The 25,924-nt window shown below is 38.5% G+C and carries 25 protein-coding genes; 8 read left to right on the top strand and 17 right to left on the bottom strand.

Annotated features, from left to right (window positions below):
• Window positions 1–35: 35 nt before the first annotated feature.
• From DQ356_RS08255 to gldB, 3 genes are read right to left on the bottom strand one after another with little or no spacing between them, the layout of a single operon-like run.
• Window positions 36–1,184 carry a cystathionine gamma-synthase gene (locus tag DQ356_RS08255; RefSeq protein WP_114304003.1) on the bottom strand — a complete coding sequence of 383 codons (1,149 nt, stop codon included), beginning with the start codon at window positions 1,182–1,184 and terminating at the stop codon, window positions 36–38.
• Window positions 1,185–1,231: 47 nt separating this feature from the next.
• Window positions 1,232–1,558: a gliding motility protein GldC gene (gldC, locus tag DQ356_RS08250; protein WP_114304002.1), complete on the bottom strand. Its 327-nt coding sequence runs from the start codon at window positions 1,556–1,558 to the stop codon at window positions 1,232–1,234.
• Between the two features lie 9 nt (window positions 1,559–1,567).
• Window positions 1,568–2,548 (bottom strand): gliding motility lipoprotein GldB, encoded by a 981-nt coding sequence (gene gldB / locus DQ356_RS08245; protein WP_185123777.1) that lies wholly within the window; start codon window positions 2,546–2,548, stop codon window positions 1,568–1,570.
• 79 nt (window positions 2,549–2,627) lie between these two features.
• Here gldB and nadE point away from each other — a divergent pair, with 79 nt between their 5' ends.
• From nadE to DQ356_RS11425, 4 genes are all read left to right on the top strand, one after another.
• Window positions 2,628–3,428 (top strand): NAD(+) synthase, encoded by an 801-nt coding sequence (gene nadE / locus DQ356_RS08240; RefSeq protein WP_114304001.1) that lies wholly within the window; start codon window positions 2,628–2,630, stop codon window positions 3,426–3,428.
• Between the two features lie 11 nt (window positions 3,429–3,439).
• Window positions 3,440–3,931 carry a ribonuclease domain-containing protein gene (locus DQ356_RS08235; protein WP_114304000.1) on the top strand — a complete coding sequence of 164 codons (492 nt, stop codon included), beginning with the start codon at window positions 3,440–3,442 and terminating at the stop codon, window positions 3,929–3,931.
• Window positions 3,932–3,951: 20 nt separating this feature from the next.
• Window positions 3,952–4,233: a barstar family protein gene (locus tag DQ356_RS08230; RefSeq protein ID WP_114303999.1), complete on the top strand. Its 282-nt coding sequence runs from the start codon at window positions 3,952–3,954 to the stop codon at window positions 4,231–4,233.
• 71 nt (window positions 4,234–4,304) lie between these two features.
• Window positions 4,305–6,230 (top strand): ATP-dependent DNA helicase, encoded by a 1,926-nt coding sequence (locus DQ356_RS11425; protein WP_114303998.1) that lies wholly within the window; start codon window positions 4,305–4,307, stop codon window positions 6,228–6,230.
• A gap of 125 nt (window positions 6,231–6,355) precedes the next feature.
• On the opposite strand, the gene DQ356_RS08220 is transcribed toward DQ356_RS11425, so the two are convergent.
• The 5 genes from DQ356_RS08220 to rsmG form a co-directional block, all read right to left on the bottom strand.
• Window positions 6,356–6,982 carry an outer membrane protein gene (locus DQ356_RS08220; RefSeq protein ID WP_166413083.1) on the bottom strand — a complete coding sequence of 209 codons (627 nt, stop codon included), beginning with the start codon at window positions 6,980–6,982 and terminating at the stop codon, window positions 6,356–6,358.
• Between the two features lie 53 nt (window positions 6,983–7,035).
• The gene (gene galE / locus DQ356_RS08215; RefSeq protein ID WP_114303996.1) at window positions 7,036–8,058 is read right to left on the bottom strand and encodes a UDP-glucose 4-epimerase GalE; all 1,023 of its coding nucleotides are present in this window, start codon (window positions 8,056–8,058) and stop codon (window positions 7,036–7,038) included.
• Between the two features lie 257 nt (window positions 8,059–8,315).
• Entirely contained in the window at window positions 8,316–9,449 is a 1,134-nt protein-coding gene (locus DQ356_RS08210) for a DegT/DnrJ/EryC1/StrS family aminotransferase (RefSeq protein WP_114303995.1), read from the bottom strand.
• Between the two features lie 80 nt (window positions 9,450–9,529).
• Entirely contained in the window at window positions 9,530–12,244 is a 2,715-nt protein-coding gene (locus DQ356_RS08205) for a PD-(D/E)XK nuclease family protein (RefSeq protein ID WP_114303994.1), read from the bottom strand.
• A gap of 24 nt (window positions 12,245–12,268) precedes the next feature.
• Window positions 12,269–12,904, bottom strand: a complete 636-nt coding sequence (gene rsmG, locus DQ356_RS08200; protein ID WP_114303993.1) for a 16S rRNA (guanine(527)-N(7))-methyltransferase RsmG — start codon at window positions 12,902–12,904, stop codon at window positions 12,269–12,271.
• Window positions 12,905–12,995: 91 nt separating this feature from the next.
• On the opposite strand from rsmG, the gene DQ356_RS08195 reads away from it, so the two are divergent.
• The 3 genes from DQ356_RS08195 (at window position 12,996) to DQ356_RS08185 (ending at window position 16,026) form a co-directional block, all read left to right on the top strand.
• Window positions 12,996–14,198, top strand: coding sequence for a pyridoxal phosphate-dependent aminotransferase (locus DQ356_RS08195; RefSeq protein WP_114303992.1), 1,203 nt, complete (start codon window positions 12,996–12,998; stop codon window positions 14,196–14,198).
• A gap of 90 nt (window positions 14,199–14,288) precedes the next feature.
• Window positions 14,289–14,567 (top strand): hypothetical protein, encoded by a 279-nt coding sequence (locus DQ356_RS08190; protein WP_114303991.1) that lies wholly within the window; start codon window positions 14,289–14,291, stop codon window positions 14,565–14,567.
• A gap of 331 nt (window positions 14,568–14,898) precedes the next feature.
• A complete protein-coding gene (locus DQ356_RS08185) occupies window positions 14,899–16,026 on the top strand; it encodes an acyl-CoA dehydrogenase family protein (RefSeq protein ID WP_114303990.1) in 1,128 nt (375 codons plus the stop codon).
• Between the two features lie 75 nt (window positions 16,027–16,101).
• Here the strand turns inward: DQ356_RS08185 and guaA are convergent, their stop codons facing one another.
• From guaA to purM, 6 genes are all read right to left on the bottom strand, one after another.
• Window positions 16,102–17,631, bottom strand: a complete 1,530-nt coding sequence (gene guaA, locus DQ356_RS08180) for a glutamine-hydrolyzing GMP synthase (protein ID WP_114303989.1) — start codon at window positions 17,629–17,631, stop codon at window positions 16,102–16,104.
• Between the two features lie 109 nt (window positions 17,632–17,740).
• On the bottom strand, window positions 17,741–18,979 hold the full coding sequence (purD, locus tag DQ356_RS08175) for a phosphoribosylamine--glycine ligase (RefSeq protein WP_114303988.1): 1,239 nt from the start codon (window positions 18,977–18,979) through the stop codon (window positions 17,741–17,743).
• 92 nt (window positions 18,980–19,071) lie between these two features.
• The gene (gene purH, locus DQ356_RS08170; protein ID WP_114303987.1) at window positions 19,072–20,589 is read right to left on the bottom strand and encodes a bifunctional phosphoribosylaminoimidazolecarboxamide formyltransferase/IMP cyclohydrolase; all 1,518 of its coding nucleotides are present in this window, start codon (window positions 20,587–20,589) and stop codon (window positions 19,072–19,074) included.
• Between the two features lie 74 nt (window positions 20,590–20,663).
• Window positions 20,664–21,089 carry an endonuclease domain-containing protein gene (locus DQ356_RS08165; protein WP_114303986.1) on the bottom strand — a complete coding sequence of 142 codons (426 nt, stop codon included), beginning with the start codon at window positions 21,087–21,089 and terminating at the stop codon, window positions 20,664–20,666.
• Between the two features lie 67 nt (window positions 21,090–21,156).
• A complete protein-coding gene (gene purN, locus DQ356_RS08160; RefSeq protein WP_114303985.1) occupies window positions 21,157–21,726 on the bottom strand; it encodes a phosphoribosylglycinamide formyltransferase in 570 nt (189 codons plus the stop codon).
• A 33-nt stretch (window positions 21,727–21,759) separates the two neighbouring features.
• Window positions 21,760–22,749 carry a phosphoribosylformylglycinamidine cyclo-ligase gene (purM, locus tag DQ356_RS08155; RefSeq protein WP_114303984.1) on the bottom strand — a complete coding sequence of 330 codons (990 nt, stop codon included), beginning with the start codon at window positions 22,747–22,749 and terminating at the stop codon, window positions 21,760–21,762.
• A 314-nt stretch (window positions 22,750–23,063) separates the two neighbouring features.
• Between purM and DQ356_RS08150 the strand changes: the two genes are divergently transcribed.
• A complete protein-coding gene (locus DQ356_RS08150; RefSeq protein ID WP_114303983.1) occupies window positions 23,064–23,927 on the top strand; it encodes a DUF808 family protein in 864 nt (287 codons plus the stop codon).
• 18 nt (window positions 23,928–23,945) lie between these two features.
• Here the strand turns inward: DQ356_RS08150 and DQ356_RS08145 are convergent, their stop codons facing one another.
• The 3 genes from DQ356_RS08145 to DQ356_RS08135 form a co-directional block, all read right to left on the bottom strand.
• A complete protein-coding gene (locus DQ356_RS08145; RefSeq protein ID WP_114303982.1) occupies window positions 23,946–24,482 on the bottom strand; it encodes an NADPH-dependent FMN reductase in 537 nt (178 codons plus the stop codon).
• A 75-nt stretch (window positions 24,483–24,557) separates the two neighbouring features.
• Window positions 24,558–25,271, bottom strand: a complete 714-nt coding sequence (locus DQ356_RS08140; protein WP_114303981.1) for a pirin family protein — start codon at window positions 25,269–25,271, stop codon at window positions 24,558–24,560.
• Window positions 25,272–25,413: 142 nt separating this feature from the next.
• On the bottom strand, window positions 25,414–25,869 hold the full coding sequence (locus tag DQ356_RS08135) for a DUF1569 domain-containing protein (protein WP_114303980.1): 456 nt from the start codon (window positions 25,867–25,869) through the stop codon (window positions 25,414–25,416).
• Between the last annotated feature and the right edge of the window lie 55 nt (window positions 25,870–25,924).

Genomic DNA, 25,924 nt, shown 5'->3' with positions numbered 1-25,924 from the left:
AAAACCTCTCAATAAAGTGGATAATCCTACTATTATTAAATAGATGAAAAAGCTATTTCCAAATCAGAAATGAGGTCTTCCAAATCTTCTATTCCTACACTTAAACGGACGAGATCATCAGTAATACCGAGTTCAGCACGTTTTTCCGCCGGAATAGAAGCATGCGTCATGCTAGCCGGATGATTGGCAAGCGATTCTACACCTCCCAGGCTTTCAGCAAGGGTAAATACTTTAAGGTTTTCAAGCAACTTTACAGCATCTTCTTTCTTTCCAGATTTAAAAGTAAAGGAAACCATTCCGCCATTTTCTTTCATTTGTTTTTTAGCCAATTCATACTGAGGATGGGAAGGCAATCCGGGATAAAAAACATTTTGCACGGCAGGATGCTGCTCAAGATATTTTGCGACTTCGATTCCGTTTTCTGAATGCCTTTGCATTCTGAGCGATAAAGTTTTAATTCCTCTCAGCACGAGATACGAATCGTGAGGTCCTAAAATACCACCGCTGGCAAACTGAATAAAATGCAAAGCGTCGCCGAGTTCTTTGGTTTTGGTGATTAAAGCTCCGGCAATAACGTCGGAATGACCGCCCAAATATTTCGTTGCCGAATGCATCACAATATCCGCACCCAAATCTATAGGCCGCTGAATATATGGGGAAGCAAAAGTATTATCTACTGCCAACAGAATATCTTTTCCTTTTATAAGATCAGCCACTGCTTTGATGTCTACCAGTTTCATCAAAGGATTGGTTGGCGTTTCCAGCCATATCAATTTTGTTTTATCCGTAATAATATCAGCAATTTTGGAAACATCATGAAAACTGACAAACGTAAATTTAAGGTCATATTTTTCATATAATCTGGTGAAAAGCCTGTAGGATCCGCCGTAAAGATCGTCTACTGCAATCACTTCATCGCCGGGATTCAGGAATTTTAAAACAGCATCCATAGCTGCCAAACCTGATCCGAACGCCAAACCTGTAGCTCCGTTTTCTATGCTTGCAAGGGCATCTTCCAAGGCTTGTCGCGTAGGATTGGCTGCTCTCGAATATTCATAACCCGCTTTCAGTTCACCGGGAGTGCGCTGTGCGAAGGTAGAAGTAAGAAAAACAGGAACATTAACAGAACCCGTATGAGGCTCATGTTGTTGTCCGCCATGGATCACTTTCGTATTAAATTTCATAATGTGTAATTTTCTAATTAATGATAAAGAACAAAGGAGGTTTAATTTTACATTTTAATGGCTGCTTTTACCGCAAATTCTTCGGCCATCATTTCCATCCAGTCGGCTACATCTTCCTCTCCGGTCGCTTTTTCATAGGTATTACTGAGCGAAAGCAAGATCTGATGCAGAAACATTTTCATGTGATCGACAGGCATATCTTTCGTCCATAAATCAATGCGGAGTGCTTCTTTTGCAGCATCATCCCAAACTGCCATCACAGTAGCTTTGGTAGGTTGATTTTCTATTCCGCCGTCTTCGGCATGCCAGGTCATCGTTTCAGGAACGTGATTATCATCTAGTTCCACATCCAGTTGTATCTTTGTTGTACGCATATTTTTATTTTAAAGAGTAGGTTTATAGGCAGACTGATTAAAAATATCTCCTGCACTCATGTTTAGAAATTCCTGTAATGAGGTTTCTTTATTTTTATCGAAAAAATTTCTGCAAATCTGCCACCCTGTGAAAATGCCAACTTGTGGCGACGATTCTTTATCGGCTTCGGTATAAAATTTAGAAAACGGCCCTGGCGCAATAAATCGCTCCGAAAGACGCGGATCTGCACTAAAGAGATAATCATTCTCCACGAAATAATCCCAAATATTTTGCTCATTAGCTTTGTTCCAGGTCATTTGTTTTTCACTGATATTCATTTTGAGATGATCCGGAAGTTGCGGAATAAAAGCATCCTGAAGCATCATTACTTTTCCGTAAAAAACCATTAAATCAATGAACTTCTGAGAATTCCGGTCATAGGAAACTGCAGAAAACGCAATGGCTTCTGAGATTTTAGGAAGTATATTTTCCTGATTCATCGAGACTTTGAAATATTCTTCAATTCCTTTATAGTATTCGTTTTTTTCACCCATAAATCCCGAAATATCTATAAACAAATATCCCTGTTGCGGATCGTAAATCACGGGTTCTTCATACATCTGTGTGCTGGAAGAAAAAGTGTACACTTTAGGATCTTTAAAATTTGGGAAATAATGTCTTATTCTGGCAAAAAGCTCAGTAAGATCCGTGGCCAATTTATTAAGATCTGTTTTGGAAGCAGCTTCTTTGTAAAGCTTTATTTCTTCGGGATTATTTTTTCTTTTAATAAAATCTTCATCTTTTACAGAACCCTGAAACCACGGATATTTTTCTTTAAACTGCTCAATAGGAACATTGGCATCAAAAAATTCTTTGGAAATATCGGTAATCGGCACTTTTTCAGCGGGAGTTTCCACCTTTATATCCCAGATATTTTCTTTTTCTTTCTGGCATGAAGTGATGGCGAAAGCTACGGCAACTGCAAGCATGAATAATTTAAAAAACTTCATTATTTTTACATCCTGTTTAGAGGGACAAAAATAAGGAAAATTAAATGAAGCCTTTGCTTCCTCACCTTAAGAAAATAGTATGCAGTCAGAAAAAATCATTCATCATATTGTGCAATGGCTCCGCGATTATGCTAACAATGCGGGAGCGAAAGGATATATCATCGGAGTATCGGGAGGCGTAGATTCGGCTGTGGTTTCGACACTTTGTGCGATGACAGATCTCGAACTTCTCATGTTGGAATTGCCCATCCGACAAACACAGGACGAAATCAGCAGAGCATGGGAACATATGAATTTCATTACTCAGCGTTTTCCCAATGCAAAAGCGCAGCGGGTAGATCTCACAGCAACATTTGAGGAACTTGAAAATACGTTTGATGTTCCTGAAAATCAAAATTCCAATCAACAGCTTGCTTTGGCGAACACCAGAAGCCGGCTTCGGATGCTTTCTTTATATTATTATGCGCAAACCAATGACCTGTTGGTATGCGGAACGGGGAATAAAGTAGAGGATTTTGGAATTGGATTTTTCACCAAATACGGTGACGGTGGCGTTGACATTTCTCCCATTGCGGATCTTTATAAAACTGAAGTTTACGCTTTGGCCAATGCTTTAAATCTGGTTGAAAGTATTCGCAATGCGATACCCGCAGACGGACTTTGGGATACGGCAAGAACAGATGAACAGCAGATCGGAGCAAGTTATCCTGAACTGGAAAAAATTCAAAAAGAATGGGGAACGAAAACTGCAGCCAACTATACTGGTCGTGATCTTGAGGTATACAGAATATTCTCTAAAATGCACAAGGCTACTCAGCATAAAATTACCCCGATTCCGGTGTGTGAAATTCCTGAAGAATGGAAAAACACTGAGTCCTGAAACCATTTCGTATGAATTCTGAAAAAATTAAAATTTTCTTTTTCTTTCTGATCGGCGGACTTATCGGAATTTTGCTGATGTTTGCCTACTCACAGTATCAATCGGAACCGAAAGAAACAGCAACTGCACTCTCTGCAAAACCCATTGAAATTTCGGAACCTTCCATTTCTCATGCTGCTATTGATGAACTTACCAAAGATTCGACGGTTATCAATTATGTGAAAAAACATCATCAACTGCCCGATTATTACCTCACAAAAGCTGAAGCAAGAACTCAGGGATGGATTCCTGAAAAAGGCAATCTCTGCGATGTTCTTCCGAGAAAAGCGATTGGTGGCGACCGTTTTGGAAACAGAGAAAAAAAACTTCCTGCCGAAAAAATATATTACGAAGCAGATGTAAATTACCGTTGCGGGAAGCGGAATGCTGACCGTATCGTATACACGGATTCCGGCGAAATATGGCTCACTAATGATCATTACAAAAGTTTTGATAAACAATAACAGAAAATCACTTTCATCTTATGAAAACAATATATATCGATTTTACAGATATTGGCGACGTTGAGGATTTTTACCTTCAGTTGAAAGAAAAAATACAACTTCCTGAACATTTCGGGAACAATCTGGATGCGCTGTACGACGTTATTTCAGGACACTTGGAGTTGCCGCTTCATTTAGAATTTGTCAACATGAGAGTGGATCAACTGGAAGATTTTGAAGAAGTACTTATCACTTTGGAAGAAGCAGAAGACGAAGTGGAAGGTTTCAGTTTCAGCTATTATCTGGAACAGTATGAGGATTAAATTGGATGACAATTTGATTCTCAAGTTATATTATATTTTAGAGTTTAAGGTTTCTTCAAAAAAATTACAAGATGGTGAATACAAAGAAAATCGTAGAGGGAGTCCCGTTAGATGAAGCAAATGTTGAGTTTAATATGGCCTTAGAAATTATCTCGCATACAAATAAATTAGTTTTTCTTACAGGTAAAGCAGGCACAGGAAAGACTACATTTCTAAAATATTTAAAGCAAAATACGCAAAAAAACACAATAATCTTGGCTCCGACAGGTGTTGCTGCTGTAAATGCAGGCGGGCAAACTATTCACTCTTTTTTTCAAATAAAACCTAGCATTTATCTTCCTAATGATAGAAGACTTCAAGCCACCGCTGCTATAGGAGATGTCGATCGAAGTACAATATATGATCATTTTAAATATTTTAAGGAAAAGATTGAGATCATTAAAAATCTTGAGTTATTGATTATAGATGAAATTTCAATGGTACGTTGTGATCTATTGGATGTAGTAGATAAATTATTACGAACCTTTCGTAGAAGAAAATTCGAGCCTTTTGGTGGGGTACAAGTCATTCTAATTGGAGATGTGTTTCAATTGTCACCAATAACGAAACCTGATGAATGGGAGATTTTAAAAACAGTATATAGCAGCCCCTTTTTCTTCAGCTCAAAAATATTGGAGATAAATAAACCTCTTTACATTGAACTTAAGAAAATTTATAGACAGAATGACCTTAGTTTTATAGATTTACTAAACAAAGTTAGGAAAAACCAACTGTCGGACAGCGATTTTAAATTGTTAAATTCAAAATATAATCCTCTTTTTATACCAGAAAACAATTCTAATTATATTACTTTATCAACGCATAACAAATTTGTGCAAAACACTAATGATATAAAATTATCGGAACTCGAAACAAAACAATATAATTATGAAGCTGTAATTGAAAGAGACTTCCCTGAACACTTATTTCCCACGGAAAAGGAGTTGAAGTTAAAAGAAGGTGCTCAAATAATGTTTCTTAAGAATGACAGAGGAAAAAAATACTACAACGGGAAAATTGCAGTGATCCAGAGAATTAATGAAGAAGGAATTCTAATTAAATTGAGCAATGAAGATGAGATTTTAATTGAAAGAAATGTTTGGAACAATATAAAATATAAATGGAATGAAAACGAAAAAAAAATAGAAGAAGAAATTCTCGGATCTTTTACTCAATATCCTCTAAGACTTGCTTGGGCTATTACTGTTCACAAAAGTCAGGGGTTAACATTCGAAAATGTTATAGCTGATTTATCTCAATCATTTGCAGCGGGTCAAGTTTATGTGGCATTAAGTAGGTGTACATCATTCGAAGGTTTAATCTTAAAATCAAAAATTGAGAAAAAGGCCATTATAACTAATCCACTAGCATTAGACTATTCTAAAAATGAAACTCCTTCCGAGATATTGCAGACAGAATTAAGGAATGGAAAAGCTGACTATTTTTATAGATTAGCAAAAATTAATTTTAGAAACCATGATTTTGAAGAAGGCTTCGATGACTTACTTCAAGGTATTAGACTAAGAAATGATATAGAAACTGATGCATTTAAGGAAAATTTAATTCGGATTGCTAAGAGAATAAGTAAACAAACAATTAAAACAAAGATTAATTCCAATCTGAATTCTACTAATAATTTCCAGTTCGAATTGGATTTGCTTATTGAAAACAATAAACAGTTAAATGAAGAAAAAATAAGACAAAATGATGCTATAAAACTACTATACGAAAGAACGAATGAATATAAAAATGAAAACGAAGTTTTGAAAAAATTCAAACAGGATCTCGAAAATAAAAATAAGAAAATAAGCCAGAAAGTAAAAACAACTATAAGAGACAAGGAAGATCTTCAAAAAGAAATCGACAGTCTAAATATTTTACTTAATGAATGTAATGAAGAAAAAATCAGATTAGAAGAAACGAAATGGTACCAGAAAATATTCAAAAAATCCATATAATAAACACTCGTTCTAGTTGCATTGAGTTAAGTCTTTCAATTTATTTATTGCAAAGTCATCTGAGTAAAAACAAAAAGAAAGCCGCTCATAAATTATGAAACGGCTCTGTTTTGTAAGATATTCAATTATTTAAAAAGATATTTTACTCCGAAAGTCACCTGATTCAGGTTGACACCGAAAGTGAAATTATCCATGCTTTCGCCATCTTTAGGATTTACGCTGTTGTACCCAATTGCTCCGATAGTCGCTTCTACAGTCCAGTTATTGTTGATCATATAATCCAATCCCGGCCTGATGTTGATGCCATAGGCAGTATAGTTATCTTCCGAAGAAAATGAACCAAGAGGAGCAGCATTCGCTTCAGTTTTCACTGTTCCGAATTCCAAAGGAACGTCCAGTTGTCCGAAGATGTACAATTTTGTTCCAAGATCCCAATATTTTCTCACAAAAGGCATCACCACAAAAGCAGAACTGGTCAGTTTTGCAGAAGCAGGAAATCCTAACATATCCGTATCAATAGACATTGTGCTTCCCTGGTAACCCAGACCTGCACCAATAACGATAGTCGGTGTAATAAAATGTCCCATCATCGGCACCACCGAAAACTCAGTAGCTGTAGCTCCGGTATTGTTGTCTTTAGAGGTAGAAACCATGGCTTGTCCTGTAATGTAAGTGGTTCCTTCCAATCCTGCAGATTGTGCATGAGCGGTGCTGAAAGCAACTACCGCACTCATGAATAAAAGTTTTTTCATAGAAAATAAATTTAAAAGTTTAGTTATTTTTGATTTAAATCGGTTTATCCATTTTAGTGAACTTTCCGGGATTCCAGATATTTCTGCCATTCCCAAGTGGTTCTCAGTGCTTCTTCCAGCGAAGTATTTGCTTTCCAGTTCAATTCCCGTTCTGCTTTGTCCGCATTGGCATAAGCAATGGTAATATCGCCTGCTCTTCTACCACAAATCTGGTAAGGAACTTTTACATTATTGGCTTTTTCAAAAGCATGCACCACTTCCAGAACCGATGATCCTTTTCCTGTTCCAAGATTATAAATATCAATTACCATTTCGTTTTTTTCGGAAAGCAGTTTTTTTAATGCAGCAACATGAGCTTTGGCCAGATCCACTACATAAATATAATCTCGGATTGCTGTTCCGTCGGGCGTGGGATAATCTGCGCCCCAAATGGAAAGTTTTTCCCTGATTCCGGCACCAGTTTGCGTTACATACGGCACCAGATTATTGGGAACTCCAATGGGAAGTTCTCCCAATTTCGCGGATGAATGTGCGCCAATGGGATTAAAATACCGGAGCAAAGAAACTCTTTTCTGATGAGCATTAGCAAAGTCCATCAGCATTTCCTCTCCCATTTGTTTGGTTTTCCCATAGCTGCTTTCGGGACGTTTCATCGGGGTGTTTTCATCAATGGGCATCTCATCTGCCTGTCCGTAAACGGTGCAAGATGAACTGAAAATAAAGTTGGAAATATTTCTTTCTTTAAATTCCTGAAGCAGATTGATTAGGGTAAAAAGATTGTTTTCGTAATAATCTACAGGTTTCTCCTGACTCTCTCCTACGGCTTTGAAAGCCGCAAAATTGATACATCCTTCTATGGAATGTGCATCCAAAACCTGGTTCAGGAGTGCTCTTCTTTTCAAATCAAAAGGGTAAAAAACCGGTGATTTTCCGGAAATCTCCTTGATATTGTCCAGAATAAACCGTTCAGAATTGGAAAGATCATCCACGATAACGACTTCAAATCCATTATTCAAAAGTTCCACTACGGTGTGAGAACCTATGTAGCCCAATCCTCCGGTTACCAATATTGCCATAGAAATTAATTTTCACAAATCTACAAAAAAAGCAGTGCCTAAACGGGGTCAGGCACTCCAAAAAAAATAAAAAAAATTGAAAAAAAAATGTACTTCTATTTTATCGCCATTTGGAAAAGTCTAAGAAGACACATATTCAAAACTAATAATAATTTGTGGATTAAACAACAATCAACACAAAATTTATGATAAATTGTTTGAAATTTATTATCGTTTTAAATAATAATTGAAATATTTCTTATCGAAGATTTATTTGTTTAAGATTCCATATTCATAAATTCGAGAACTGCATCGCTGATGTACTTCAGTTGTTCATCATCCAGTTCAGTGTGCATCGGAAGAGAAATAACCTCTTCCAGAAGCTGGTCCGTATTTTTGAAATCTTCGTCGTTGCTTTCCTGATAATAGGCTTTCTGCTTGCGAAGTGCCACAGGATAATAAATCATGGCTGGAATTTCTTTTTCTGCCAGAAAATCACGAAGAGCATTTCTTTTTCCGTTCAAAATCCTGAGTGTATACTGATGAAATACATGAGTAGAGTTTTCAGCTCTTTTAGGAATTAAAATCTGAGGATGCCCTGAAAGTGCTTCATCGTAAAAGTCTGCAGCTTTTCTTCGAGCTTCATTATACGAATCCAAAAGCGGAAGTTTTTTTCTCAAGACCGTCGCCTGAAGACTGTCCAAGCGAGAGTTCACTCCGACTTCATCGTGATAATAGCGTTCATACATTCCATGATTTACAATACCGCGGATTTTATGCGCCAAGTGATCATCATGAGTGAAAATTGCGCCGCCGTCTCCGTAACAGCCCAAGTTTTTCGAGGGAAAAAAAGAAGTTGTTCCGATGGTTCCCATGGTTCCGGATTTTTTCACAGAACCGTCAGAGAACGTATAATCGGCACCTATTGCCTGAGCGTTGTCTTCTATTACGTATAAATTATGGGTTTTTGCGATTTTCAGAATTTCTTCCATTGGCGCACACTGACCGAAAAGATGAACGGGAATGATGGCTTTGGTTTTCGGTGTAATAGCTGCTTTCAGTTTCTCAGTATCGATCGTGAAAGTGTCATAATCAACATCTACTAAAACGGCTTTTAATTTTAACAAATGAATGACTTCTACGGTAGCAGCGAATGTAAAATCCGCTGTGATCACTTCATCTCCTTCTTTCAGGTCTAGCGCCATCAGGGCGATTTGAAGTGCATCGGTTCCGTTTCCGCACGGAATGATATGGGGTACATCAAGATAAGTTTCCAATTCCTGCTGAAAACTTTTAACTTCCGGGCCGTTGATAAAAGCCGCAGATTGCATCACACTCAGCATTGCATTATCCACATCTGGCTTTATTTTATAGTACTGACTCTGCAAATCAACCATCTGAATTTTCTTCATACAAAATCTATTATGCTGTAAATTTACGTTAATTAATATTGATATAAAAATGCTGTTAATTCCTGTTTGTATTTTTTAGATTAGTCGAAAACCGGCCTTATTTTCTCTGTAAACGGAACTTCAGGATTTAGAATTTCCAGAATAAGATTCCTGATACTCACCATCGCATCCTCCAAGTTTCCTTTCGTAAATTGAAGGCTAACAGCACCTTTGTTCACTTCCGTGAGACTCCAGATTGCGGTTTCTGTATATTTACCGGCAAATTCAGGAAGCTGTCCCAACACATACTGATAAATGCAAAGCTGAAGTGCTTGTTTTTTTAAATCATTCATCAGATATTCATCGATATTTTTCTCATCAATGCTAAGCGTCAGGTCTTTGGTTTTCGCTGTTTTATAATCAATGACTCTCAGAACTCCGTCCAGTTCATCAATCCTATCGATGAATCCATAAAACGAAACTTTTTCCAATCGCGCTTCATCCAGATAAAAATCTACCTCTTCAAACTTTCTTTCCAAGGCGATAATTTTCAGCGAATGTCCTTCCAGCAGAAGATTCCGGTCGTAGGAAATAATATTTTTCACAACTCTTTCGGCAATGGATTTATGAATAAAATTAATCCCTCTTTCATAAAATTCCGGTTGATGTTTGAGCTGAGCAATGGACTGATTCATCGCTTCGTTTATTCTATCATCAGAAATATTCAAATCTTCGGATGTCAGCACTTTTTCTGTTATGGTGTCATAAATAATCTGTAGCGCATAATGAACTAAATTACCATAATTTTTAACCGAAAGCTGCTCCTCAATTTCATTCACAGCTCGGGTTTCCAATACTTTATTTAGATAAAAATCAATCGGATTGTAAAGATAACTGGTGAGATGGGTAGCGGAAACGCGTTTTTTCCATTCGCGAAGGCGCTCCATTACTTTTGCTGTTTTTTCTATTTCTATTGGCTGCGCTTCAACAGAAGCAGATAAATTTTCAATTATTGTATGTTCAATGCTATGAAACTGGACTTCAAATTCCAGTTGCGTAATGAAGCGGCTTTTTTCGCCTGTATTCACTCCGGAACTCAGCGCATTGAAGAGCAGATGTACCGAATCCGATTCCTGAATCAAACGGTAAAAATGATAAGCATAAATGCTGTCGTTTTCAAGAAAAGTGTGCAGACCGAAATGCTGCCGGACATCATAAGGAAGATAAGTATTTTGGGTATTTCCGAGCGGCAGTTTTCCTTCATTTACGGAAAGCATAATCACATTTTTAAAATTCAAAAGTCGGGTTTCCAAAAGTCCCATCAACTGTAATCCTTGCAAAGGTTCGCCCTGAAAATCTATAGTTTCAGATGAAATAACCTGATTCACCAATACTTCTAAGGTTTCAATGGTGATATCAAACTGATAGGATGCCGTCTGATTTTTGATGATTTTAAAAGTCTTTTCAAAATGAGCGATATTTTCAAATTGAAGATCATCCAGTTCTCTGAACTTCAATTCGTAACAGAAATTATAAATCTGCTTCAAAAAAAGATCACTGCTCTCAGCCTTGATGAGTAAAGGAAAATAAGAAAGTGAATCCAACGCAGACCTTAAAAATGCTTCAGAAAAATAGACAATATTGCGTTCTTCAATTAATGATTTGAATCTCGCCACCGTTTTTAGCTCTTCCGAAGTATTAGGAAGCTCTTCCAGAATCGGCAGCACATCGTTATAATAATATGAATTTGGTCTTTTTGCAAGTTGTTTCTGCAGATGGAAAAAATGCTTTACCGCATTGCTGAATGCCATGTTTTTCAGTGGGAAACCCATAGTGATATTCAGCTGTTCCACGGTGCTCAATGAATCCAGCGCGGCAGGCAGCAGATGTTCGTCCAACAAAACCACGGCGGTATCCGAAAGTTCGGTTCCTGAAACATTCTGCATAGAATTCAGAATATTCGGGAGTAACTGCGCTTGGCTCACATTTCCGGAAACTTCATACACTTTAATTTGTTTCGGTTTCGAAAAATCATCTTCAATCCATCGGAATTTTCTGCTTTTATTGAACTCTTTCCAGGTTTGGTATTTTCTCAAAAATATTCCGGCTTCCTGCCGTTCGTCTTCGGTATAATAACGGTCTCCGTGAAAATAAATCTGAGCTTTGTCCCGTTGCAGAAACTGCCGAACCAACTGCTCTTCCACGGGAGTAAAAGCATTAAAACCACAGAACACGAGCCGGTTCTTATATTGATCAGCGAAGGAATTTATCTGATTTCTTGCCGCTTCATGAATCATTCCTGCGGTAGCGAGATTTTTGGCCTGCAATTGTTTTTTTAAAAATGGAAGAAAAACATTCATATTCTTCCAAAAATTCAGGAATTTTTTCCGGGGAACCTCTTCCGTTTCCTCGCCCAGATTTTGCGCCCAGTTTTTGATCCGTTCTTCATCAAACATAAATTCCAAGATCGCCCGATCATCGTCTGAGAATTTCAGCATATCATCCCAATCCTTCTGTACTGTGGGAAACCATTTCAGAAAAGAAGCAAAATCATCTTTTGGCGATAAATCAAGCTGCTGATAGGAATCATAAGCCATTAGCCAAAGTGCAATGCCCTGAACAGGTTGCTTTCCGGAGATTTCGGCGATCAATTCTTCAATCGTACAAAAGGTGGGCAGAAAACCGGAATATTGTTTTTCAGCCAGTATTTTTTTAATAAAAACCGCAGGCCTTTTACCGGGAATAACAATAGTAAACCCTGATAAATCAGGGTGTTCAGCTAATAGTTCGGTAATGATTTTATTTAAAAACTTCATTGATGAAACGGCTGTGCTGAAAAACTAAGAATGAAAATTTCCTTTTGATAAATATACTACTTTTTTGGTTTCAAAAAATTCCTCCTCGAAGAAATGTTTCAACTGAAAGATCTCACACCGTAATCCCGCGAGTTCGGCAGCAAGATCTCCGCCTTTCAAATACAGAACGCCATTGTGTCGGGAATTAAATTGTTCCTTTTCAAACTTTCCTTTCATCCAACGCAGAAACTCCGGCATTTGTGTGACTGCGCGGCTTACCACAAAATGAAACTTCTGTTTCAACTGTTCAGCTCTGCCATGAACGGCTTCTATATTCTGAAGTCCAATTTCTTCTGAAACGGCTTTTACCACAGTGATTTTTTTACCAATTGAGTCAATCAGGGTAAAATGAGCTTCCGGAAATAAAATGGCCAGCGGAATTCCGGGAAAACCACCTCCTGTTCCCACATCCAGAACCTTCGTGCCTGGTTCGAATGCCATTACTTTGGCAATTCCCAACGAATGAAGAATATGCTTTTCATATAAAGAATCCATATCCTTGCGGGAGATAACATTGATCTTCTCATTCCATTCCCGATAGACGTTTTCTAATCGGGCAAATTGTTCTTTTTGAAGATCTGAAAGTTCAGGAAAATATTTTAAAATAAGTGCTGTTGACATCGTAATATATTATTGCAAAAGTACTTTTCCTAAGGTGGAATCCCAAATATTTTGATCAAAATAGTATCTTTGTTCGTTTACCAAGAATGTTATGAACAAATTATCAGACCGCCTCCAACGCTTAGGATATTCGCAGACTTTCGTTATGAGCAATAAAGCGCGCGAAATGCGCTCACAGGGACTTGATGTTATCAGCCTAACCTTGGGCGAACCGGATTTCGATGTTCCGGAACCCATCAAAACTTCCGCGATAGAAGCCATTCATCAGAACTTTAGCCATTATTCTCCGGTGTCAGGTTTTTTAGAACTGAGAGAAGCCATCTGTGAGAAACTGAAAAGAGACAACGGACTTCGTTATCAGCCCAATCAGATTTGCGTTTCCAACGGTGCCAAACAAGCCATACTGAATGTTTTGGCTGCGATTATCAACGATGGTGATGAGGTAATTCTTCCTGTTCCCTATTGGGTGAGTTACGATGAAATGGTGAAAATGATGGGCGGCACTTCAGTTTTTGTAAAAACTTCTTTCTATAATGATTTTAAAATGACTGCCGAACAGCTGGAAGAAGCCATCACGCCCCGAACCAAAGCGCTGCTTTACAGTTCACCCTGCAATCCGTCCGGAAGTTATTATACTTACAACGAACTAAAATCTTTGGCTGAAGTGATAGCGAAACATCCGCAGATTACAGTGATTTCAGACGAGATTTATGAATTTATCAATTATGAAACGACGACAAAATCCATCGCCGCTTTTCCGGAAATTTACGAGCAAGTGGCCGTCATCAATGGAATGTCTAAAGGTTTTGCGATGACAGGATGGAGAATTGGTTACTCAGCATGCCCTGAATGGCTGGCCAAAGCGTGCGAAAAAATTCAGGGTCAAATGACGAGCGGTGCCAATACTGTGGCTCAAAAAGCTTCGGTGACCGGATTGAAAACAGATCCTTCTGAATTTCGTTATATGATTGACGAATTTAAAAAAAGAAGAGATATAGTTTATGAACTGATCCGTGAAATTCCCGGTTTCAAAGTTCTTTTGCCCAAATCTGCTTTTTATTTTTTCCCGGACATTTCCTTTTATCTTGGAAAAACATTGAACGGAGTGAAAATCAATGACTCCGATGATTTCGCCATGTTTCTGCTGGATCAGGCGCACGTTGGGAGCGTAGGAGGCGTGTCATTCGGAAGCCCGGAATGCATCCGTTTTTCTTATGCGGCATCTGAAAAAGAACTTCGGGAAGCAATGAAAAGAATCAAAGCGTGTTTGGAAAATGTAAAGGTGAGCAACTGAGTTTAAAAAATATTGGAACAAATAAGTAAGAAAATTCCGTCAGATCGTATTATTTTGGATTGACTAAGAGATTATTTTTATATTCGAACGATGAACGACACATTACTTTTGGCAATTTATTTCAGTTTGCAAGGCAAAAAAAAACCTGCTGATGAGAAGGAGCCTTTCAGGTTGAAAAGATCAGAAGTAAAAGGATTGTTCATTACTTTTCTCGTTTTGGTTTTTCTTACCATTGGTTTCTTTTATCTCGCAACAGCAGCAAGGGAATGGAATTTTTGGCTTCATTTGCTGTTGCATATTCCGCTCGGATTCTGTGTACTTTCCGCAGTAGGATGCATTTCAGTATTTATTTTAGGAATATTTAAATGATTTAAAATTTTTAAAAATTATAGAAATCCTTCAGGACATCTTTGGCATATTCCTCACGACAGGATGTTGTCTGGGTATAATCGGTTTATTATTGAGTGGTTTAGATATATCTCTGTTCCCGAAATAAAGAAGACGATAATGACAACGAAAATAAAGACGACAATAAAACTGATTTAACAATTACTATTCATTTGTCGAACAAAAAATAGCTTGTTTTTGTGAAACATAATTACAGCCGAGATAATATTTTGCATTCATTATAATCTCCATACTGATCAAATTCCTTTTTCATAATCTTTTCATTTTCTCTATCTTTGGGCAAACAAAATTTATGAACCACGATATTAAGATGATTGCCGATACGGCAAAAGATTTTGCCGAGAAAAATATCCGTCCTCACATTATGGATTGGGATGAAAGCCAAACTTTTCCTGTCGAACTTTTTCATAAACTGGGTGAAATGGGCTTTATGGGCATAGTGATACCAGAAAAGTATGGAGGTTCCGGACTTGGATATCACGAATATGTTGCGATATTAGACGAAATTTCTCAGGTAGATCCTTCTATCGGTCTTTCCCTCGCAGCACACAATTCCCTGTGTACCAACCACATCTATGAGTTCGGAAATGAAGAGCAAAGAAAGAAGTGGCTTCCAAAACTAGCATCCGGTCAGGTGATCGGAGCATGGGGACTTACAGAACATAATACCGGTTCAGATTCCGGAGGTATGAGTACCACCGCGGTGAGAGAAGGAAATGATTGGATCATCAACGGAGCAAAAAACTTCATTACTCATGCTATTTCCGGTGATATTGCTGTGGTAATGACCCGCACAGCAGAGAAAGGCGCAAAAAATAATTCTACAGCATTTGTCCTCGAAAAAGGAATGCCTGGTTTTACATCCGGAAAAAAGGAGAATAAACTGGGGATGAGAGCTTCGGAAACAGCTGAACTTATTTTTGATCAGGTGAGGGTTCCGGACAGCCACCGACTCGGCGAAGTAGGGGAAGGTTTTAAACAAGCCATGAAAATTCTGGACGGAGGTAGAATCTCCATCGCGGCACTTTCTCTGGGAATTGCTCGTGGTGCCTACAAGGCTGCTTTGAAATATGCTCAGGAAAGACATCAGTTTGGAAAATCAATTTCCAGTTTTCAGGCGATTAACTTTATGCTGGCGGATATGGCAACAGAAATTGACGCTGCTGAACTTCTGATTCAAAGAGCTTCTACGCTGAAAAATGCGAAAGAAAAAATGACAAAAGAAGGTGCTATGGCCAAACTATATGCTTCGGAAGCTTGTGTGAGAATTGCCAATAATGCAGTGCAGATCTTCGGTGGTTATGGATATACCAAGGATTTTCCTGCAGAGAAATATTACCGCGACAGTAAATTGTGTACTATCGGAGAAGGCACCTCTGAAATCCAGAGACTGGTGATCGGCAGAGCCATTACCCAATAATTTTATTTTCAATAAAAATAAAAGCCGTTTCACGAATGAAGCGGCTTTATTTTTAATTAGATCTCTCTGTTATCTTTATTCCCATTCTATCGTTGCAGGTGGTTTGCTGGAAATATCATAGGCAACCCTGTTGATACCGCGTACTTCATTGATAATTCTGCTGGAAACATGCTCCAGAAATTCCCAAGGCAGCTTACTGAATTCTGCTGTCATAAAATCGATAGTATTTGCGGAACGCACCACCGCTGTATATTCATACGTTCTTTCATCGCCCATCACTCCTACCGATTTCACGGGAAGCAACACCACAAAAGCCTGAGAAACCTTTTCGTATAAATTATTTTTATAGAGTTCTTCTATGAAAATATCATCTGCTTCTTGGAGAATTTTGACTTTCTCAGCATCCACTTCGCCTAATATCCTGATTCCTAAACCAGGACCCGGAAAAGGATGACGGTACACTAAATGATGCGGAATACCCAGTTCCTCTCCTACTTTTCTCACTTCATCTTTAAAAAGTTCACGCAACGGTTCCAGCAGTTTCATTTTCATGTTTTCCGGAAGTCCGCCTACGTTGTGATGGGATTTAATTACTGCAGAAGGTCCTTTCACGGACTGGCTTTCGATAACATCCGGATAAATGGTTCCCTGAGCCAGAAATTTAGCACCCTCAAACTTGTGGGATTCTTCATCAAAAACAGCAATAAATTCATTTCCGATGGCCTTTCTTTTTTCCTCAGGATCAGAAATTCCTTTCAATTTGCTGAGGAATCTTTCGGATGCGTCCACCATATCAATTTTCATGTGGAAATGTTCGCCGTAGTTTTCCATTACTTTCCGGCCTTCATCCTTTCTCAGAAGTCCGGTGTCTACGAAAATACAGGTTAGTTGATCGCCAATAGCTTTATGAATAAGCACGGCTGCAACCGAAGAATCCACACCGCCTGAAAGGCCCAAAATCACTTTCTCATCACCCACTTTTTCGCGTATTTCTGCAATAGTTCTTTCTATATAGCCAGCAAGTTTCCAGTTTTTTTCAGCCTTACAAATGTTATGGACAAAGTTTTCAAGAATCTTTATTCCTTCTTCCGTATGCGTTACTTCAGGGTGAAACTGGAGGGTGAAAATATTTTTTTTCTCATTGGCCATGGCTGCGATAACACCGCTTTTTGCAGAAACCTCAAATCCTTCCGGAACTTCTTCAACTTCATCGAAATGGCTCATCCATACTTTAGATTTTCTGGAAACCCCAGTCAGCAAAGGATTACTTCGCAAGATTTCAAGCTCGGATTTCCCATACTCGCCTTTGTGTCCTTTGGTTACTTTTCCGCCAAGAAGATGTGCGGTGAGCTGCATTCCGTAACAAATGCCTAAAATAGGAATTCCGGCATCAAAAAGTTTCCGATCCACAAGATGGGCATCCGCTGCATTCACAGAACTGGGTCCTCCGGATAAAATAATTCCTGCAGGTTTTTTGGAGAGAATTTCTTCCAAAGGAGTATTGTACGGGACAATTTCGGAATACACTTCCATTTCCCGAATTCTGCGCCCGATGAGCTGATTGTATTGCGAACCAAAATCCAATATCACTATACCATTGGTCATACTTTTTTATAAATTATAAGTTAAATAAATACTATTGCTGAAAATTGCCGTCAGATGTAAAACAGCATTGAAAAAAATAAAAGCGTGCATGATACACGCTTTCATCGATTTAAAAATCTGCGATATCTTCTCTGTAAAATGCGTAGTCGAAATGGATAATATTAGCGGCAGCATACACCTTTTCACGGGCTTCACCGAAAGTTGAAGCTGTTGCCACAAGATTCACTACTCGCCCACCAGTTGTATAAACCGTGCCCGCCTTAGTGGAAGCTCCTGACAAATAAACGGTTACATCTTCTGTTTTGTCTAGATTTCGAATTTCAAAACCGGTATCATATTTTCCGGGATAACCACCAGAAGCCATTACCAAACAAACCGCTTTTTCATCTTTAAATTTCAATTCAATATCATTACCGTCAATACAATTATTGATTGTATCTAAGAGATTGTTTTCCAGAAGCGGAAGAATCACCTGCGTTTCAGGATCGCCGGAACGCATATTATATTCCAGCAAATGGCAGCCTTTGTCCGTCACCATCAGTCCGAAAAAGATAAATCCTCTGAACATTAAATACTGATCTTTCAACCCGTTGACCGTTGGTTCAAGAATATTGGTTCTGAAATCCTCAAAATGTTTTTCCGAGAATTCCGGGCTCGGTGCCACACTTCCCATTCCGCCGGTATTGGAACCTTTGTTGCCATTTCCAGCTTTTTTATAATCTTTTGCAGCAATGCAAGGATAGAGTTCTTTCCCATTGGAAAAACAAATAATGGATGCTTCAAATCCTCTCAAATATTCTTCGATAACCACTTCTATTCCGGCATCTCCGTAAATTTTGGCAATCATGAAATCATGAATGGTTTTCATGGCCTCATCTTTATTATTGGCGAGAACCACTCCTTTTCCTTGTGCAAGCCCGGAAGCTTTGATAATCAAAGGAAATTTCTGTTTTTCAAGGAAATTTCTGGCTTCCACGTAAGAGGTGAAAATATTGGCTTCGGCAGTTTTCACTCCGTATTCCTGCATGAATTTTTTTGAATACGCTTTACTTCCTTCCAGTTTCGCTACTTTCTTTTCAGGACCAAAAATCCTTAAACCAGCTTTTCGGAAATCGTCCACAATTCCACTTACCAGAAATGCTTCTGGCCCTACAATGGTAAGATCTATTGCTTCATCAATGGCAAAATTTACCAGTTCCTGGTTGTCTGTAAGTGAAATATTTCTTCCCAATTTCTCCGTAGTGGCATTGCCTTTGGCAAAATACAGTTGGGTAACTCTGCTGTCTTCTGCGAGTTTTTTCCCGAAAGCGGCTTCCCTGCCACCATTTCCTATGATCAATATTCTCATGATGTTCTTTTGATATTTAATGTACAAATTTAATGATTTATGAAGCGAATAACAAGAAGAGTTTGTTTCTCAACATGGCCTTTTCAGCAAAATCAATGCAGAAAATGGCGCATTCCGGTCATCAGCATCGGAATCTGATGTTCATTGGCTGCATCCACCGAATCCTGATCTTTCATGCTGCCGCCTGGTTGTATGATGGCTTTAATTCCTTGCTGTGCGCAGAAATCTACGACATCCCGGAAAGGGAAAAACGCATCGGAAGCCAAAACCAGATCACCGCTGAATTTCTGCTTTGCTCGCTCTATCGCCTGTTGTGTAGCCCAAATCCTGTTGACCTGACCGCCACCGATTCCCAAAGCCTGAATTCCGTTGGAAACCACGATGGCATTGGATTTTACATATTTTACTACTCTCTGCGCAAAAAGTAGTGCTTTTTCCTGTTCAGTAGTAGGTTTTATTTCCGTTACCACTTTTATATCTTCTGAAAATTGTGAATCATTGTCCTGAACCAGCATTCCACCATCCGTTTTTACCCAGGTATGTTGGTCTGAAACGGAATTTTTGATTTTAATAACTCTTAAATTTTTCTTTTGGTTCAGAATTTCTAATGAGTCCTCGTCGAAATCCGGCGCCATAACGATCTCCAGAAATGATTTGTTCAATTCTTCTGCTGTTCCCGCATCCACTTTATAATTCATGGCGACGATTCCGCCAAAAATGGAAACCGGATCGCATTCAAAAGTCTTTTTGTAAGTTTCCAAAGCTGTTGTTCCGATGGCAACGCCACAAGGTGTCGAATGCTTCACAGCGCAACAAGCCATTTCACTTTTAAATTCCTGAACAACTTTCCAACATAAATCCATATCTCGGAGATTATTGAAAGACAATTCTTTACCGCCCAACTGTTCAAAATCCTTCATCGCTCCGTTTTCAAAAGTCGAAACGTAATACGCTGCCTTTTGATGAGGGTTTTCCCCATATCTCAGATCAGCAACTTTTTTATAGGATGCATTCAGATAGGTTGGGAATTCTTCGTCTAAAAGCATTCTCGAAATCGCAGCATCGTAAGCTGAAGTAAGGTTGAACACTTTTCCGGCCAGCTTTTTTCTGGTTTCTAAAACAGTATCGCCATTTTCAGCCATTTCTTTTTGCACTTTTTCGTAATCTTCCACGTCGGTAATTACTGTAACGCTGTCAAAGTTTTTAGCTGCTGAACGCAATATGGAAGGCCCGCCAATATCGATAAACTCTACTTTTTCTTCCAACGAGATATCTTTATTAACATTTTCAAAAAATGGGTACAGATTCACGATCACCATATCGATCAAACCAATTTCATGCTCCTGAACGGTTTTCATGTGTTCTTCATTGGAACGCACTGCCAAAAGGCCTCCGTGAACTTTCGGATGAAGCGTTTTTACTCTTCCGTCCAGCATTTCCGGAAAGTTGGTTACTTCGTCAATCTGGATTGGATGCAGTCCGGCTTCTTTCAGATGTTTAAAAGTTCCTCCCGTAGAGATAAGTTCGTAATTGTTTCTTTCTAAAAACTTAGCGAAATCAGTTAATCCGTTTTTATCGGAAACACTGATCAATGCTCTTTTCTTCGACATTTTATTTTTACTTTTTATAAATTATTGTTTGTGTGATTCCCCTCTTTTGAAAGAGGGGTGCCGCAGGCGGGGTGTTAGACTGATGATGAAAAATTCTTCATGATAAACTCTTTAAGTTCTTTCATCACATTTAATAAATCATGTTTAACTCTGTAATCTGAAATTTTATAAACCACTAAATTCAGAGATTCTAAATATTGTTCTCTTCCATCATCATAATTTTCCTTAAAATCGTGGCTTGATCCATCTATTTCAATGATGACACCTAATGATTTTATGTAAAAATCTACTATATAATTTCCAATAATTCGCTGCCTATCAAAATCTATTTGATGGAATGATCCGTTTCTTACTTGTTTCCAAAAAATCACTTCTGACAACACATATCCTTTGCGCAGACTTCTTGCTTTTGACAAAAGATCTTTATTTTTGGGTAATACATCAATCTTTCTTCGAAATATTTCAATTCCATCGATATGAGTTAATGGTAGCTTTTTCATTATGTCGATGTTTATCCATATTATTTCTGAGTACACACCCCGTCCGCTAAGGCGGACACCCCTCTTTTTAGAGGGGAATTCCCAACACTTTAATTATCGCTTTCGGAAAAATCTCATATTCCACCTGATGAACTCTGGCAGCGAGAGTTTCCGCGGTATCATTTTCATCAACATGTACTTTTCCCTGAAGAATAATTTCGCCTTCATCTATTCCAGACGTCACATAATGAACTGAGGCGCCACTTTCCTTCTCTCCCGCTTCCAGAACAGCCTGATGAACATTCATTCCCCACATACCGAAACCACCAAATTTTGGCAGCAATGCCGGATGAATATTGATGATTTTTCCCTGAAATTTTTCACAAAACCGGTCACTTAAAATGGACAAAAATCCCGCAAGAACAATGAGATCTGTATTTTCGGGAATTAATTTTTCTAGATTTTCAGAAAACGAAGATCCACGCTTGATCATCCGGTTTGGAATTCCTGCATCTTTCGCACGCTGAAGCCCGTAACATTCGCGATCTGCAACAACGAGGGATATCTGGGCATCCGTAATTTCACCGCTTTGGATACAGTCGATAATCCGCTGAAGATTGGTTCCCGAACCACTAATCAAAACAACAATTTTCTTCATATTAAACCGATGGAAATCCCAATAGTTTTAGAATTAAACTAACTGAATTTTTTCATCACCTTCCACGATTTCTCCGATGAGATACGCGTCAGGAATTAACTTACGAACCTGATCAACGAATTTTGCATCGATTACCACCGTCATTCCAACGCCCATATTGAACGTGCCGTACATTTCCATACGGTCGATATTTCCGCGTTTTTCCAATTCAAGCATAATATTCGGAACTTTAATATCATATTCTGTGATCTTTGCAGAAAGTCCTTCCGGAATAATTCGCGGAACATTTTCGATCAGCCCGCCGCCTGTAATGTGGGCGATTCCGCTGACTTCAATGTTTTCCATCAGTTTTTTGATGTCCTGATAATACAGTTTGGTAGGAATTAAAAGCGTTTCGTGAATCGGTTTTCCTTCAAACTCTTCATTAAAATTGGGGAAAATTTTTCTCACCAAAGAAAATCCGTTGCTGTGGAAGCCTGAGCTGGGCAAAGCAATAATTTTATCGCCTTTTTTAATTTTAGAACCGTCAATCACTTCATCTTTTTCCACAATTCCAACGCAGAAACCTGCTACATCATAATCTCCGGGCTGGTACATTCCCGGCATTTCGGCAGTTTCACCACCAATAAGCGCACATTCGTTGTCTTTGCAGGCCTTCACCATTCCCATGACAATTTCTGCAGCAATATCGGCATCCAGTTTTCCGCAAGCCAGATAATCTAAAAAGAAAAGAGGTTTTGCACCGTGACAAACGATATCGTTGGCACACATGGCGAAACAGTCGATCCCGATAGAATCGTAATTTTTGGTATCCAAAGCCACTTTCAGTTTGGTTCCTACTCCATCGGTTCCGGACACCAAAACCGGATTTTTATAACCGGCAATTTCATAGAATGCGCCAAAACTTCCCAGGTTATTCAGAACATTTCTATTATGGGTTTCCGCTACGGCAGATTTTATTTTGTCCACCGTTTTGTATCCTTCTTGCTTATCCACGCCGGCGGATTTGTACGTATTGCTCATTTTCTTTCAGATTTATTTCAAATTTTTTTATTCTTTTTCGTTCAGGAAAGAATTTGATTCCTAACGGAAAGAAAAAAGCCGACAGTATTTCTAACCGTCGGCTTTTTCATTATTTTTCAGCGTAAATTACGTTTCCATTTGGTTGGAAAAACGCTTTGGGAGAATGTAATTTCTGCATTTTCAACTTTCACAAAATTTGTTCTGCGAAATTACAACATTTTTAACATACTTAAAAATCAATATCACGATAGCTGTAGGTTTTTTAGAAAATCAATTGTGAAATAATTACTTTTGTCCCATAAAAATAAATTGATATGGCCTCAGGAATTTTTGCTGTACTAGATGATATTGCTGCGTTGATGGATGATGTAGCAGTTACTGCTAAACTGGCAACCCGAAAAACAGCGGGAATTTTGGGTGATGATCTGGCTGTGAATGCAGAAAAAGCTACCGGTTTTTTATCGTCGAGGGAAATCCCTGTATTGATAGCCATTATGAAAGGTTCATTTATCAACAAACTCATCATCGTTCCTGTAGCGTTTCTGCTTCAGGCTTTGTATCCTCCTGCCATCACGATTATTCTGGTTTTGGGTGGTTTTTATCTGGCTTTTGAAGGTGTGGAAAAAATTATTGAATTTCTTTTTCACCGCGACAAAAAAGGGCAAGAAGTTGTTGCCGAAATAAAAAATGATGAAGCTGCTGAAAAAGCGAAAATAAAATCTGCGGTACTCACCGATTTTATTCTTTCAATTGAAATCGTTATTATCGCTTTGGGAGCTGTTTTAAATCAACCGTTGACCATTCAAATCATCACGGTTTCTATTGTTGCCATTATTGCTACCGTTGGGGTTTACGGAATTGTTGCGCTGATTGTGCGTATGGATGATGCGGGATATAGACTAATGCAGAAATCCGGTAATAAAGGATTTCTGAACACGCTGGGTGAAATCCTTGTGAAAGCCCTGCCTATCGTTATCAAATCTTTAGCCGTTATCGGAACCATTGCTTTATTGTTGGTTTCCGGCGGTATTTTTGACCATAATATCAAATTCCTGCATGACCTTCTACCGAATTGGAATGAAATGATAAAACAACTTCTGTTCGGAACGATCGCAGGATTGTTGATGGTTCCTGTTTTTTTAGGTGGAAAAAAACTGATCGCAGCTATTAGAAACTGACTTAGAATTCTCGCTTAATCACTGAAAATGTTGGAGTACTGTTGCAGACTTTGCTTGTAATTCGGCGCGTTTTTCTTCGTTTAAAATTCCATCTTTTTCACTGAAATTTTCATTAAAAAAAGGCAACGAAAATGTTTCCAAAATCGTGGCACCATCAAAAGGAAAGCGTGCTGTAGCTGCAGCCAGAACACTCGCCCCGCCTCTTCTTCCCGGCGCAGCAGCCATAAGAAATACAGGTTTTCCGCCGTATGCTTTTCTGCCTTTTATTCTGGAAACCCAATCGTAAATATTCTTAAAAGCTGTAGAATAACTTCCGTTGTGTTCGGCCAAGGAAATCAAAAGAAGATCTGATTCGTCTATTTTTTCTGCAAAATCAAATGCCAACTGCGGAATTCCGCTCTCTATTTCTCTTTCATTTTTGTAAATGGGCATTTCGAAATGGTTCAAATCAATGATTTCTACTTCATATTCCGAAAAAAAAGAAGCCGCAAAAGTGACTAATTTTTTATTGATGGAAACCTCCGAGTTGCTTCCCGCAAAAGCCAATATTTTCATAAAATAAAATTAAATACAACTTTGCCAAAGTTTGGGGTTTTGGCAAAGTTTAAAATTAAATGTAGTGTATATTTTTTACAATTCCATCGGTACTTCCATCAAAAGTATTTCGGATTTTTCCAAAGCTTCCAGCGTAAAACTGTTGACCTCTTCTATGCCTAATCCATCTCTGGCGGAAAGTTCGATATCTCCAACTCTGACTCTTCCGGAAAGGACAAAAACATAGACACCGTTTCCGTTTTTCTTCAACGAATAGGTTTTACTGAATTCTTTTTCAAAACGGGCCATATGAAACCAAGCATCCTGATGAATCCAAACGCCTTCATCCTCAGGATTGGGTGAAAGGATTTGCTGAAAATCATTAATTTTCTTCTCTTTTTCAATGTCAATCTGATCATAGCGAGGCGTTACATTTTTCTTGTTAGGAACAATCCAGATTTGAAGAAATTTCACCTTCTCATCTTTATTTTTGTTGTATTCGCTGTGCATAACACCGGTTCCGGCACTCATTACCTGAATTTCTCCTTTGCGAATCACAGCCGAAGTTCCGAGTGAATCTTTGTGTTCCAAATCGCCTTCCAGTGGAATAGAAATAATTTCCATATCCCGGTGTGGATGCGTTCCGAAACCCATTCCGGAAGCGACGGTATCATCATTCAATACGCGGAGAACGCCAAAATTCATTCGTTCCGGGTTGTAATAATTGGCAAAACTGAAGGTGTGATGGCTTTTCAGCCAACCGTGATCGGCGTAACCTCTGGTTTGGGATTTATGAAGTGTTGTTTTCATATCGTGTGATTTTAAGGACAAAGGTACAGCTCTGAACGAAAACACACATTGATATAGGTTAAGATCAAAAGTTTATGGAAAACCGTTTCGACTGAAATAAAAACTATTTTTATGAGAAAGAATTAATTCAGAAAAATTAAAATTAAACTCCAAACTGCGCCAGATGATGATTCAGGTGTTTTGCCAGCATATTATTCCATTGTTTTGCACTGAGTTTCCCGAATGAATGAGATGGTTTTCCATCGAAAGCTTCACTTCCCAATTGCTGCGTTTTCTGAATATAACCAATCAGCCTCTTTTTTTCGTCTTCAAAATTTTTCCCGGATCTGATGACGAACATCGGTGGTGTGGGAATACTTTGTCTATACGCTTTTTCGCTGACAACTCCGGGTTTTACAAACCATTTTAATAATAAAGCTGTAAACGGTTTTGGCTTCTGATGCCTCTGAGGTTCATAAATGGTTTCGTATGCCACATTGCAATGCGCCAACATCTGATCAACGCTCATAGATCCCCATTTTCGCTGGGTTTCCGCTGTTAGTTGGTTGATCCTGTCAATATAATTCTGTGCAACTTTAGCATCAAAAATATTTTCCATTATGCTGAGTTTTATTGACAAAAATACGCTATTTCCACTTCAAAAAAAAGACATC

Source organism: Chryseobacterium lacus, assembly GCF_003336205.1.
Lineage (GTDB): Bacteria > Bacteroidota > Bacteroidia > Flavobacteriales > Weeksellaceae > Chryseobacterium_A > Chryseobacterium_A lacus.
Note: the sequence above shows the minus strand (reverse complement) of the source record. Positions and strands in the feature narration are given on the sequence as shown.